Below are 12,321 nucleotides of genomic sequence, written 5' to 3' on the forward strand. Positions count from 1 at the left end.
GTTTGAGTCTCTGGACTCGGATCAATCACTGTACTTCTTCAATTGACTCTCATCGACTCCGGCAAAACCGGAGCTGACAAGGGCTCGACGTGCGATCGTCTGTATGTTCTCAGTCTGTCAAAGAACGCTTTGTTCTTTCCAATTTTTGGCCGATTTATTAGAGCCAAAAAAACGGAGTTGAACTCATTTGCTGCTGGGCTCAACCCCGTTTCAAATTGGAATCCTAATGTAAGACCAAACCGGGGTATATGTCAATGTTTTTTTGGGATTAATTTTACTTTTTTACCCAACCTAAGTCCATATGATTTAAACCGTATTTTAGGGTTCAAAAATTACTCATATAGACTATTTTCACTGGGATCTTCTTCAAAATCCTGGAAGATTTTAACCCCCAAATAACAAAGTGGAGTATCGAACAGTGCGAAAAAGAATTTAAAGAAGTAAGAATTGAGAATTAGGATGATTAATTTGCCAATCGTATCAACTTCTTGTCCCAGGTTTCCGGCGAAAAATAAGATTGATAAAATAGCTGTAGAATCCACCAACTGGCTCACTGTTGTTGATGCATTATTGCGCAGCCACAAATGTTTTCCATCTGTCAAATCTTTCCAAAAGTGAAATAGGCGAACATCAACAGTTTGTGCCACCAGGTAAGCAATCATACTGGCAATGGTATTACCAATCATAAATTCATAAACACCTTCGAATAGTTGTAACCCTCCACTTACCCCACCGGTATTGGGCAACCAGTGGTTTACTGTCATCAGAAAAAGCATAAAAACATTCATCCAAAAACCGACCCATACAACCAGCTGAGCCTTTTTTCGACCGTATAACTCTGAAATAAGATCAGTAGCTAAAAAAGTAAACGGATAAGCAATAACCCCCACTGGCACGCTCATAGTGTAGATACTGTTATCGCGGATGAGTTCGGGAACAATCGTCAACATCCAACCAGAAAGTTCTACAGAAAATATTGTAACAAACTTGGTAGTTCCTATAATGTTACCAAGTACTAATGAGGTTAGAAAAATGCCAGCCAAGGATAAGAATAGGGCATCTCGTTTATAGGTAGCAACCGGTGGATTCTGTTCACCGTCCATCGATATCAAATTTATTTACAATTACTGTTTTCGAATAACTGTTTCCAATAATAAATTAAATAAAAGCAATTTCCACTCTTATCGTTTCACCTATGGGCAGATCAGTATATGCACTTATCGACTGTAATAATTTTTATGCTTCTTGCGAACGCGTTTTTGATCCTTCTATAAGAGGCAAGCCCATTGCCATTTTATCTAATAATGATGGATGCGTAATTGCCCGTTCTGATGAAGCGAAAATTGCGGGTGTTAAAATGGGTGTACCCGAGTTTAAAATTCGGGATCTCATCAAGCAAAAAAATGTTGTTTTAAAATCTTCGAACTATGCACTGTATGGAGATATGTCGCGCCGAGTAATGGAAACACTTCGGCACCTTACTCCAAAGGTCGAACCTTATAGTATTGATGAAGCCTTTATAGAATTTCCGAAGTTGATCACCAACAATTTAGACCGCTTTGGAAAAGAAATTAAATCCACCGTAAAACGGTGGACTGGACTCCCCGTTTCAGTAGGTATTGCCCCATCAAAAACGTTGGCTAAAATTGCCAATGAAAGGGCTAAATCCAACCCCAAATATGATGGGGTATTAAACTTGGTTGAAAATCCTGATTTAGATGCCATCTTGAAAGAAACGAAATTAACTGATATCTGGGGTATTGGTGGGGGCTTATCGCAACGATTATTTCAAGAAAACATCCGGAATGCTCTTCAGTTAAAGCAACAAATTGATAAAAAAGAATGGGTCCGCAGTAAAATAAGTGTCAACGGACTGCGAACTGTAATGGAGCTTAATGGTCAGCCGTGCCTTGAAGTTGAAAATATTAGCGATCCAAGAAAAGGTATTATGACTTCTCGTTCGTTTGGAAAAGCTGTTACGGATCGGGAAGATCTCAGTGAGGCTATTGCGCAATTCATCAGCATTGCAGCCGAGAAACTTCGCGCCCAAAATTCTGTAGCGTCACTGTTACATGTTACACTTCGCACCAATAAGTATTCCAATTATAAATCAAAATATAAGTACGGCATTGAACTTCCTTTGCAGATGCCTACGGCAAATACAGCCTATCTTATTAGGTGTGGTCGCACCTGCCTAAAAAAGTTATTTCAGCCCAATCTTCGCTATAAAAAGGTAGCCGTGATGCTCACCGGTATTCTCCCCGGATCTGAAGTACAAACTGATTTATTTAGCAAAGATCATTACACTACTGACGAACGTAACCTGATGCAAAAAGTGGATGACATCAACACCAAGTATGGCTCGGAAACAGCCCATTTCGCCTCAACCGGTATTGAACGAACCTGGCAGATGAAACAAGAATACTTATCTCCAAAATATACGACTCAATGGGATGATCTTTTAGAAGCAAAGGCCTAATTTTAGCCCGACATAACATTGACTCACAGAAATTATTAAAATCATATTAGCAATAAATGTCGCTATTATTTATCGCTCCCGATCGCGACCTGGAATCCTGGGAAAAAGCAATTCATAATATAGATTCCAATATAGATGTGGAGTTCTGGCCAGCTATTAAGGATAAAGATCGCGTGCAATTTGCCGTATGCTGGAACCAACCCAAACATGTAATGGATAGTTTTCCAAATCTTAAGGCCGTATCATCGTTGGGAGCAGGGGCTGATCACCTATTGGCCGACAAACACCTTCCGAAATCAATTGATATCTGCCGAGTTGTATCTCCCTCACTAATCCAACAGATGAAAGAATACGTCACTGCTGCAGTGTTGAATATCCAGCGTAACCTTGTTGATTATATACGGCAGAATGATCAAAAGAAATGGCAGCCGCACTCCCATTCACTGGCTTCAGAACTGTCTATTGGTGTTATGGGATTGGGTAAACTCGGCCAACCCGTTGCTAAGCAATTAGCTGAGATGGGTTATCAGGTTTCGGGATGGGCACGAACCTCCAAAGAAATAGAAGGGGTCAAAACATTTTCCGGGGATAAAGATCAGAAGGCTTTTTTAAATGCTACACAAATACTCGTTTGCCTGCTTCCTCTCACCACTAAAACTGAAGGAATTTTAGACCTCAACACCTTTAAGCAACTCAAAGAAAACGCCTGGGTTATCAACGCAGCACGTGGGGAGCATTTGGTAGATGAAGACTTAATTTATGCCCTCGACAGCAATATAATACAGGGTGCCTGGCTCGATGTTTTTTCCGAAGAACCATTGCCTGATAAACATGCATTCTGGAATCGGGAAAATATCATTATTACCCCCCATATTGCCAGCTTTACCAAACCACATGAGGTGGCCGGTCAAATAGTCGACAATTACAAGCGTGCCCTTTCGGGGATGGAATTAAACCACAAAATAAATCAGGAACTCGGCTACTAACCACCCCTTATATGATGAGTAACAGGCAAAAAACTTACTTATTGCTTTTTTAGTCAACTTTAACTGACGTAATCCAACCAAACGGATCTTCTGCCTGACCACGCTGAATAGCAGTAATTCTATTATATAACTTTTGCCCCACGGGACCTCGTCCATCGATATCAAAAGTAACAGACTGGCCATCATGGTGAACCTCTTCAACTGGCGCAATAACTGCAGCTGTTCCGGCGCCAAATACTTCATCTAACATATCATTTTCACCGGCTTCCATCACTTCATCAATACTGATTCGACGCTCTTCAACCGGCATTCCCCAATGTTTGGCCAGCTGAACGACAGAATCTCGTGTAACCCCCGGCAAGATTGTACCGCGTAAATCAGGTGTTACTAACACGCCGTCAATTACAAAAAAGATATTCATTGTACCAACCTCCTCAACATAGGTATGCTCCTCAGCATCCAACCAAAGAACCTGATCGAATCCCTGCTTTTTAGCTTTCTGCGCAGGATATAAACTGGCTGCATAATTACCTGCTGTCTTGGCATCCCCAACCCCACCTCTTACAGCTCGCACATATTGCTGAGAAGTAGTCAGCTTTACCGGACGATCATAATACGATCCTACTGGTGAAGTAATAATATAAAAGCGATAAGTTTCGGCAACCCGCGCTGAAATTATCGGATCAAAAGCACAGGCAAAAGGGCGTATGTATAATGAATTGCCATCTTTCTGGGGCACCCACTGATGATCAAGCTGAATAAGCTCTTTAATTCCCTCTATAAAAATATCCCGGTCCATCTTGGGGATACACATCCGCTCACAGGACCGCATCATACGCTCGTAATTTTTTTCGGGCCGAAAAAGGTTTATAGTTTCCCCATCCACATAATATGCTTTGGTGCCCTCAAAAACTGATTGTGCATAATGAAGAGCATTAAGTGATGGGGTAATTTCAATGGGCCCGTACGGCTTAATTTCAGGCTGTTGCCACTGCCCATCTTTATATTCCATCTCCAGCATATGGTCGGCAAACTCACGCCCAAAACCCGGTGTATCAAGGTCTACATTGTCAATTCGACTCGACGACGTTTTAGTAATATTAAAGATAGTATCAGTAGTCATAATAATTTCATTGATTCAAACTGTGCTAAAAATACAATTTTTGTAGATGAATCTCTTCACAAAATAAAAGTCATCAGGAGTATTACGATTTTTCGCTTTGCCATTGTTTCCAGACTCTCGATTTAATTATTTAAACTCAATTTTAAAAATATTGACAAACTGAGTTGCTTTCCGCTATTTAGAGTTGTCTGATTACTATTTAATAATCTCTACCTTTGATGAATATATTTACTAAATACGCATCCCTGATTTTAATTTTTCTATTCGCTACTAACCCGATTATATCGGCCCAACATACCACACCTCCCAACATATTATCGATGCAAGAACGGGCTGAGGTCGAAAATCAATGGCTCGAACATCGGCTCAATAATGTAATACCCAAACTCATGCGTCGCGAAAATATTGATATGTGGATTATCATTGCTCGCGAATATAATGAAGATCCCGTCATCAAAACGATGCTGCCTGCTACCTGGCAATCTGCGCGCCGTCGAACGATACTTGTTTTTTCAAACGACGGTCAAAAGGTAGAACGGATGGCTGTAGCACGATATGATATTGGCAAATTCTTTAAAACGGCTTGGGATAAAGAAAAAGAACCGAATCAGTGGCAGCGTCTTGCTGACATCATTAAAGAAAAAGATCCGCAAACTATTGCGCTTAATTACTCCTCCACTTTTGCACTGGCCGATGGCATAAGTAAATCACAATACAAGGATTTTTCTTCTACCCTATCAAGAAAATACCAAGATCGTATTATATCAGGAGAAAACTTAGCTATTGGTTGGCTGGAAACACGCACTGAACCCGAAATGCAAGTCTATCCCATGATTGTCCATATTGCACATGATATCATTGCGGAGGGATTTTCGGAAAAAGTAATCCAGCCGGGCATCACTACTACAACCGATGTAGAGTGGTGGTACCGTGAACGTATCCGTGACCTCAACCTAACGGCTTGGTTTCACCCCAGCGTATCAGTGCAACGTTCAGCCGATCCTGATACATCGTTCCTGAATAACTTCTCCCAACGTCCCGATGAAAATGTTATTCTTCCCGGAGACCTGCTCCATGTCGATTTTGGTATCACTTACCTGGGGCTCAACACCGACACCCAACAACATGCCTACGTTCTTAAGCCCGGAGAAAACCAAGCTCCTAAAGGGCTTCAGAAAGCATTAAAGACTGGGAACCGTCTGCAGGATATCCTGACGGAAAATTTTAAAGAAGGTCGCAATGGAAATGAAATACTTGCTAAAAGTCGAAAAAGAGCTATAAACGAAGGCATCACCCCCAGCATCTACACACACCCGATTGGCTATCACGGTCACGGGGCTGGGCCAACGATTGGACTTTGGGACCAACAAGATGGCGTACCCGGCAAGGGCGACTACCCGCTTTATGCAAATACAGCCCACTCAATTGAATTAAATGCTACTGTAAACATTCCGGAGTGGAATAAAGAAATCCGCATAATGCTGGAGGAAGATGCCTTTTTTGATGGCGATTCAGTTCGATATATTGACGGCCGCCAAACAGAACTTTGGCTTATACCACGACAAGATTAATTACAACCCAATTTCTTTAATGAATAGCATTGATTCCTTATTGAACCTTCTTAAGGATACCCCTCAAGGTCCCTTTTTTAACCCTTGGTATCAGTCGGACCCCGAACATGATCAAGACAATAACGGGCCGAAGGTTCGCAGAACACAACTCAAGCACTATCTAAAAGAGCGTCTTGATACGGCAAAATATCTTTTTATTGCCGAGGCACTGGGCTATCAAGGGGGCCATTTTACGGGTATTGCGATGACCTCCGAACGTATTCTGCTCGGTCACCATAAGCCGGTACACGGTATTCCTGCTGATGGTGCTTTTCAAACTATTAAAGCACAACGCACCAGCAAACCAGCGGTAAAGAAAAAAGGAATGTCGGAGCCAACGGCTACGATCATGTGGAAAGCAATCTATCAGCTGGGCATTGACCCGTATGAAACTGTGCTCTGGAATGCCTTGCCTTGGCATCCGTATGATTCTGATGATGGGCTTCTCAGTAATCGTACTCCTACCGACAGTGAACTTGAAAAAGGATATCCCTCATTAAAAGCTTTTCTGGAACTATTCCCAGACGGAGAAATTATAGCAGTGGGACGAAAATGCGAGCAAAGTTTGGATGCTTTTGGGATATCTGATTACACGCCTGTACGCCACCCAGCCAATGGAGGAGCTCCAAAATTCCGCCGCCAGATGAAGGAATTAATAGAACGCAGATAACACGGATCAGACAGATTTTCGCGAATATAATTTTTTATCATTAAACAAATCAGTGATTATCTGTTTAACCTGCAATTTATCCCGTGCTTTGCATGGCAGCGGCCACTCCGTTGATGCTCAAGAATAACGCATCCCGCAGTAATTCTTCGTCACGATCATCTTTTTCTTTCCATCGGTCAAGCAGTTCTGACTGCATCATATTCAACGGATAGGTAAACGGATTTCGGAACCGTATTGACTTTTTTATCACCGGGTTAATATCAAGCAATTCTTTTTGTCCCGTAATTTTTGCAATTGCTTCTTCGGCTTTGGCAAAGTCTTCTGTTATACGTTTGTGGAATCCTCCATCGTCATTGTCGCGATAATTATTTGCCGTAGGTATATGTGTCCGCGCCATTTCGCGCTGGGCGTTATCGAGTACGGTCTTAAAGAAAATGGTATCTTGGTACCATTTTTTGAGCAGCTCTAATTTTCCCTCTTGTTGAATCATCTGATGTAAAGATTCCCCAATCCCAAACCAACCCGGCACATTATAACGCACTTGTGTCCATGCAAATACCCAGGGAATTGCTCGCAGATTCTCAAAATCAGCGGCTTTGGCACTTCCGCGCGACACCGGCCGGGAAGCAATGGGCAATCGGCTAATATGTTCGATAGGCGTCTTTGCCATATACCAGCCCCAAAATTTATCGTCATCAATTAGGTTACGGTATACTTCCATCGATGTAGAAGCCAACTGATCCATAACCTCATCAAACTGTTCCTGTTGCTGCATTTCTGATTCTTTTGATACCGTAATCCGGATCATCGCATTCACAATTTGCTCAAGGTGACGACGCGTTATCGACGCTAACGAATACCGAAATGAAATCACCTCTCCCTGTTCTGTAAACCGAATACGGCCATTGTTACTGATAGGCGGCAACGCCAAAATCGCCTGATTCGAGCGTCCACCACCGCGGCCAACCGTACCACCCCGACCATGAAACAATCGGAAATCGATATCATATTCGCGGCACACGTTTCCCAGATCGCGCTGTGCTTTCTCAAGCGCCCAGTTTGCCATCCAATATCCACCATCCTTATTACTGTCAGAATATCCCAGCATAATTTCCTGAAAAGAATCTCTGGCCTCTAACTGATTCTGATATAGCGGACTTTCATAAATTTCAGTCATCAATCGACCACATTCTGCCAAATCCTCGATAGTTTCAAACAGGGGGACCACATCAATCTGACTTTCCACGTGACCATCCTCGTAGCTCCAAAGGCCGGTTTCTTTTGCCAGAATAAGCACCTCCAGCATATCACTGACGCCGTGCGTCATGCTAATAATGTAGTTCCCAAAACTATTGGTATCTAAGTTTAACATCCGTTTTATCATCCCAAAAACCTCCAGCATTTGAGTGGTATCCTCACTCAAGTGAGACTGTACGGGAGAAAGTGGTCGGGGATTTTTAAGCTCCTTTGTCAAAAGTTGAACTTTTTCTTTTTCCGAAAGGGATGAATACTCATCCGTCACCTCAGCTACCGAAAGCAATTCTGCGATAGCCATTTCATGCTTTTCGGAATGTTGACGGATATCCAATCCGGCCATATGAAATCCGAATGTTTTTGCCCGAATCAACAAATGCTTTAATTTTCCGTGAGAGGCTATGCCCTGAAGGCCAAACTTATTTAAACTGTCTGAAATAAGTTCTAAATCACGGATAAAATTGGAGACGTTATATGCTTGTCCCTCTTCTAAAATGTCATTGGGCCGACCACTTTTAATCATTCGTAGCTGATGCTGCAGCTTGTGCATAATATGAGTCACCTTTCGGCGATAAGGCTCCTGATTGTATAGACGCTTATACCGATCAGAAAGCGGATCTTGCCGCTGGTCTCGTATTAACGAAGCTTTTAACTCATCCGAAATATCATACTTGTTTTGCGAAATACTTAAATAACTGCGCAGCTGGTCTAATTCCTCCAAATATAACTCCATCACATTTTGGCGCTGCTCCAAAATCGTCTGCCAAGTCACCTCTGGGGTGACATTGGGATTTCCATCTCGATCACTTCCAATCCAAGATCGGTAGCGTAAAATGGTGTCGAAATCCGGAACCTCATCATAATACATCTCAAAAGCATTCCGCAGATCATCGTAAAGCACCGGAATTGTTTGCCAGATAGCATTCCTGAAATAGAATATTCCATTTTCTACTTCATCTTCGACCGTCACCCGCTCCGTTCGTACCTCATCGGTAGAAAGCAACAGGTGAATTTCATTAAAAATATCCAACTTCAGTTCTTTGTGTTCTCCAGGCGTAAGCTGGTCTGTTTTGAGCTGCTCAATCATTTCCGTAATGTGCTGCTGTTTGGTGAGCACACTGTGCCGTCGGGCTTCGGTAGGATGAGCAGTAATAGTAGGCTGTATATCAAGCTGTGCAATAACGTTGACCGCTTCTTCCGCCGTAAATCCCTCCTTTTTCAAAAAATGGATAGCTTCAGCAATGCTTTCACTTCGAGGTGAATCGGCCCCAGTCTCCATAGCACGTTCCCGATTAATCCGGGTAATTTCTCGTTGCTCCTGTGAATTCATTAAGTGAAAAAAGACGGTGTAATAGCGAACAAATTGTGCTATCTGCTCAATAGAAAGAGCTTCTATTTGTGATTTTAGCCGATCTAACACTTCTTTATTGCCCTCATCAAAAGCAAGATGCGCTTGCTCAGGAAAATCGACCAGCATTTCTAATAGTGACCTACCTTCCTTGTCGCGGACAATCTGCTCTAAAAAATCAGCTAATTGCTCTAATCGCGCCGAAAGTTTAGAACTAATACCACTTTTATTTTTACGCTGCTCTACCAGTTTTTCCCATTTCATAGAATTGCTATTTTATAAAATTATCAGAGTTTAAACTAAGATGGGATTTTAATACCTAAAAATACAATTATGCCAACACGATGCGACTGGTGTGAAAATACTTTTGAACAATACGTTCGCTACCATGATGAAGAATGGGGCGTGCCGGTTTATGACGACCAAACCCAATTCGAATTTTTAGTACTCGAAAGCTCACAAGCTGGCTTAAGCTGGAGTACAATTCTAAAAAAACGCAAAGGATACCACAACGCATTTGCTGGGTTTGATCCACAAAAAGTAGCTCAATTCGATGAATCCGACGTCCAAATATTACTATCGAATCCCGAAATCATTCGTAACGAGCAAAAGATTCGATCTACTATAAATAATGCCCAACATTTTTTACAGATACAGAAAGAGTTCGGAAGCTTCTGCAATTATATCTGGGACTTTGTTGGCGGTAGTCCTATTCATAATGCATGGGAGTCTATGGACAAAGTTCCGGCTACAACAGACCTTTCTGATCGACTGAGCAAAGATCTTAAAAAGAGGGGATTTAAATTCATTGGCAGCACAACCATATATGCACACATGCAAGCAACGGGTTTAGTTAACGATCATGTAACTTCGTGCTTTCGTTATCAACAAATAAAGCAGCAATATCAGTAACAGATTTGTGCACAGGAAATAGGAATATTCCACTATTTCGTCGATAAAAAGCCTTATTACCACTATGATAAAAGCTGATTTTTTCTATCTTTGAGGCTAAATGATCGAACCATCTAATTCAAAAGATATTTAAGCATTATGCGTTCAATGTTTTCACTGGAAGAAGTTGGAGAAATGTTAGAGATGAAGACCAGTGAGGTTGAAAAGGAAATCGAAAGTGGTCATTTAACCTATTCCTTTCACGAAGGAGAAAAAAAGATCACGCTCTACGATCTCGAGAAGTATATGGGAGCGGAACAGACCCGCAAAATAACCAACGAATACCTGCAAAGTCAGGACACTGAGTAATACCCATTCTACTTCTTTTGCTTGGCTAACCATGGTTCAACATCATCATCTACATACTTTACCTTAAAGCCATCTCTATGCAATAAAGAGGTGGCTACAGATGCACGCCTGCCAGTACGGCAATAAATCAACCACGTTTTATCTTTATCCAACTCCTTTTCGCGATCCAATAACCGGGTATGTGCAATATTGATTGCTCCTGTTACATGCCCCTCGCTAAACTCAGTAGCTTTTCGAACGTCAAGAGCTTGATATTGGGGATCTTTAATAAGATCTGCGGTATCATCGAAATTGATGACCTCAACGCTCTCCCCCTCCTCGGTATCTCCCAAATATTGGTCGAATTCTTCCGGGGTCACATATCCTTTAATGTTATCCAAGCCTATCCTGATCAAATCCCGAACAGCCTCATCCAAATCCGATTCACGGATGATTAAAAATATATCCTCATTTTCACGTACATAAGAGCCCACCACCGTATTGAATGATTTGCCAAACGTTGCCAACAACGATCCTTTCAGGTGACGGTCCATAAACGCTGTCCGCTCTCGAGTATCAATAGCAACACTCCCTTTCTTTGCAGCCAATTCCGCCAACTGTTCAGGCGACATTTTCTCTGGATCAGGGAGTGTCCCAAGTACTTTAGGACCACCTCGATTATCTCGTTTCATACGAGCAAAATACAGTGGAGGCTCGGGTTGCCCATCGAGAATAAAATCAACAAACTCCTGTTCACTTTCCGAGGCTTGAATGGATGGATTATACCGCAACTCGTACCCTACCGTTGATTCCGGCACAAAACCAAGCGCTTTACCACAGGCACTGCCTGATCCGTGGCCCGGCCAGACCTGCAAATATTCAGGCATCTCCTTAAATCGTTCTACCGAATCAAACAGCGTACGTGCCGAGGACTGCATGGCTCCTTTCTGGCCTGCCGCTGTCTCCAATAGATCAGGTCGGCCAACATCCCCTACGAAAACAAAATCACCAGTTAGAATCCCCATTGGATCCGATGCTGCGGCTCCATCCGTAACCATATAGCTCACATGCTCGGGCGTATGGCCCGGCGTGTGTGTTACTTCAAAATGGATATTTCCAATACTAAAGTGATCTCCATCCTTAACAAGCTTGTAATTATAATCGCTATTTTTGAACCATTTATACTGCCAGTCTTTCCCCCCTTCACCAGAAGCATAAACCTTAATCCCCTCCTCGGCAAGCTCACGCAGTCCTGTTAAATAATCCGCGTGAATATGGGTCTCGGCAGCCGCTACTATCTTGAGTCCTTCCTTTTCTGCTCTCTTTTTATATCTATCTATATCCCGCATGGGATCAATAATAATGGCTTCTCCCGTTTCTTGACATCCAATTAGATAGGAATACTGCGCTAACTTCTCTTCAAAAATCTGTTCGAAATACATCTATTACAACTACTACCGTTTAAAATGAAAAGTTGAATTTACAATCGCTGAAAATAACTAATTAAATATAAAAAGCATTTTTGGTTACAGATTACAAAAGACTATCCTATCAAGCGTTTCAAACCACGCATTAAAATAAATTAATCTCGTAACAATCGCTCCCTCTACAA

Annotated in this window: 10 protein-coding genes; 6 read left to right on the forward strand and 4 right to left on the reverse strand. The window is 42.1% G+C overall.

Features of this window, described 5'->3' with window-relative positions; translation table 11 throughout:
* Nucleotides 1-332 precede the first annotated feature (332 nt).
* Nucleotides 333-1,103 carry a queuosine precursor transporter gene (locus AAFH98_RS00005; RefSeq protein ID WP_342520604.1) on the reverse strand — a complete coding sequence of 257 codons (771 nt, stop codon included), beginning with the start codon at nt 1,101-1,103 and terminating at the stop codon, nt 333-335.
* 92 nt (nt 1,104-1,195) lie between these two features.
* Between AAFH98_RS00005 and AAFH98_RS00010 the strand changes: the two genes are divergently transcribed.
* A complete protein-coding gene (locus tag AAFH98_RS00010; RefSeq protein WP_342520605.1) occupies nt 1,196-2,479 on the forward strand; it encodes a Y-family DNA polymerase in 1,284 nt (427 codons plus the stop codon).
* Nucleotides 2,480-2,535: 56 nt separating this feature from the next.
* Nucleotides 2,536-3,465 (forward strand): 2-hydroxyacid dehydrogenase, encoded by a 930-nt coding sequence (locus AAFH98_RS00015; protein WP_342520606.1) that lies wholly within the window; start codon nt 2,536-2,538, stop codon nt 3,463-3,465.
* A 49-nt stretch (nt 3,466-3,514) separates the two neighbouring features.
* Here the strand turns inward: AAFH98_RS00015 and AAFH98_RS00020 are convergent, their stop codons facing one another.
* Nucleotides 3,515-4,588 carry a branched-chain amino acid aminotransferase gene (locus AAFH98_RS00020; protein ID WP_342520607.1) on the reverse strand — a complete coding sequence of 358 codons (1,074 nt, stop codon included), beginning with the start codon at nt 4,586-4,588 and terminating at the stop codon, nt 3,515-3,517.
* A 218-nt stretch (nt 4,589-4,806) separates the two neighbouring features.
* On the opposite strand from AAFH98_RS00020, the gene AAFH98_RS00025 reads away from it, so the two are divergent.
* Together AAFH98_RS00025 and AAFH98_RS00030 are read left to right on the forward strand one after the other, a co-directional pair.
* Nucleotides 4,807-6,159 (forward strand): M24 family metallopeptidase, encoded by a 1,353-nt coding sequence (locus AAFH98_RS00025; RefSeq protein ID WP_342520608.1) that lies wholly within the window; start codon nt 4,807-4,809, stop codon nt 6,157-6,159.
* Between the two features lie 19 nt (nt 6,160-6,178).
* Nucleotides 6,179-6,868 (forward strand): uracil-DNA glycosylase, encoded by a 690-nt coding sequence (locus tag AAFH98_RS00030; protein WP_342520609.1) that lies wholly within the window; start codon nt 6,179-6,181, stop codon nt 6,866-6,868.
* 76 nt (nt 6,869-6,944) lie between these two features.
* Here the strand turns inward: AAFH98_RS00030 and ppc are convergent, their stop codons facing one another.
* Nucleotides 6,945-9,734, reverse strand: coding sequence for a phosphoenolpyruvate carboxylase (gene ppc / locus AAFH98_RS00035; protein WP_342520610.1), 2,790 nt, complete (start codon nt 9,732-9,734; stop codon nt 6,945-6,947).
* 69 nt (nt 9,735-9,803) lie between these two features.
* Between ppc and AAFH98_RS00040 the strand changes: the two genes are divergently transcribed.
* Both AAFH98_RS00040 and AAFH98_RS00045 read left to right on the forward strand, forming a co-directional pair.
* On the forward strand, nt 9,804-10,382 hold the full coding sequence (locus AAFH98_RS00040) for a DNA-3-methyladenine glycosylase I (protein WP_342520611.1): 579 nt from the start codon (nt 9,804-9,806) through the stop codon (nt 10,380-10,382).
* 138 nt (nt 10,383-10,520) lie between these two features.
* Nucleotides 10,521-10,730, forward strand: a complete 210-nt coding sequence (locus AAFH98_RS00045) for a hypothetical protein (RefSeq protein ID WP_342520612.1) — start codon at nt 10,521-10,523, stop codon at nt 10,728-10,730.
* An 8-nt stretch (nt 10,731-10,738) separates the two neighbouring features.
* On the opposite strand, the gene AAFH98_RS00050 is transcribed toward AAFH98_RS00045, so the two are convergent.
* On the reverse strand, nt 10,739-12,151 hold the full coding sequence (locus tag AAFH98_RS00050; protein ID WP_342520613.1) for an MBL fold metallo-hydrolase: 1,413 nt from the start codon (nt 12,149-12,151) through the stop codon (nt 10,739-10,741).
* Between the last annotated feature and the right edge of the window lie 170 nt (nt 12,152-12,321).

Source organism: Fodinibius sp. Rm-B-1B1-1 (genome assembly GCF_038594945.1).
Taxonomy (GTDB): domain Bacteria; phylum Bacteroidota; class Rhodothermia; order Balneolales; family Balneolaceae; genus Fodinibius; species Fodinibius alkaliphilus.

Coding starts and splice junctions, on each gene's coding strand:
- AAFH98_RS00005 (WP_342520604.1), bottom strand. CDS start 1,103: ATGGACGGTGAACAGAATCCACCGGTTGCTACCTATAAACGAGATGCC.
- AAFH98_RS00010 (WP_342520605.1), top strand. CDS start 1,196: ATGGGCAGATCAGTATATGCACTTATCGACTGTAATAATTTTTATGCT.
- AAFH98_RS00015 (WP_342520606.1), top strand. CDS start 2,536: ATGTCGCTATTATTTATCGCTCCCGATCGCGACCTGGAATCCTGGGAA.
- AAFH98_RS00020 (WP_342520607.1), bottom strand. CDS start 4,588: ATGACTACTGATACTATCTTTAATATTACTAAAACGTCGTCGAGTCGA.
- AAFH98_RS00025 (WP_342520608.1), top strand. CDS start 4,807: ATGAATATATTTACTAAATACGCATCCCTGATTTTAATTTTTCTATTC.
- AAFH98_RS00030 (WP_342520609.1), top strand. CDS start 6,179: ATGAATAGCATTGATTCCTTATTGAACCTTCTTAAGGATACCCCTCAA.
- ppc (WP_342520610.1), bottom strand. CDS start 9,734: ATGAAATGGGAAAAACTGGTAGAGCAGCGTAAAAATAAAAGTGGTATT.
- AAFH98_RS00040 (WP_342520611.1), top strand. CDS start 9,804: ATGCCAACACGATGCGACTGGTGTGAAAATACTTTTGAACAATACGTT.
- AAFH98_RS00045 (WP_342520612.1), top strand. CDS start 10,521: ATGCGTTCAATGTTTTCACTGGAAGAAGTTGGAGAAATGTTAGAGATG.
- AAFH98_RS00050 (WP_342520613.1), bottom strand. CDS start 12,151: ATGTATTTCGAACAGATTTTTGAAGAGAAGTTAGCGCAGTATTCCTAT.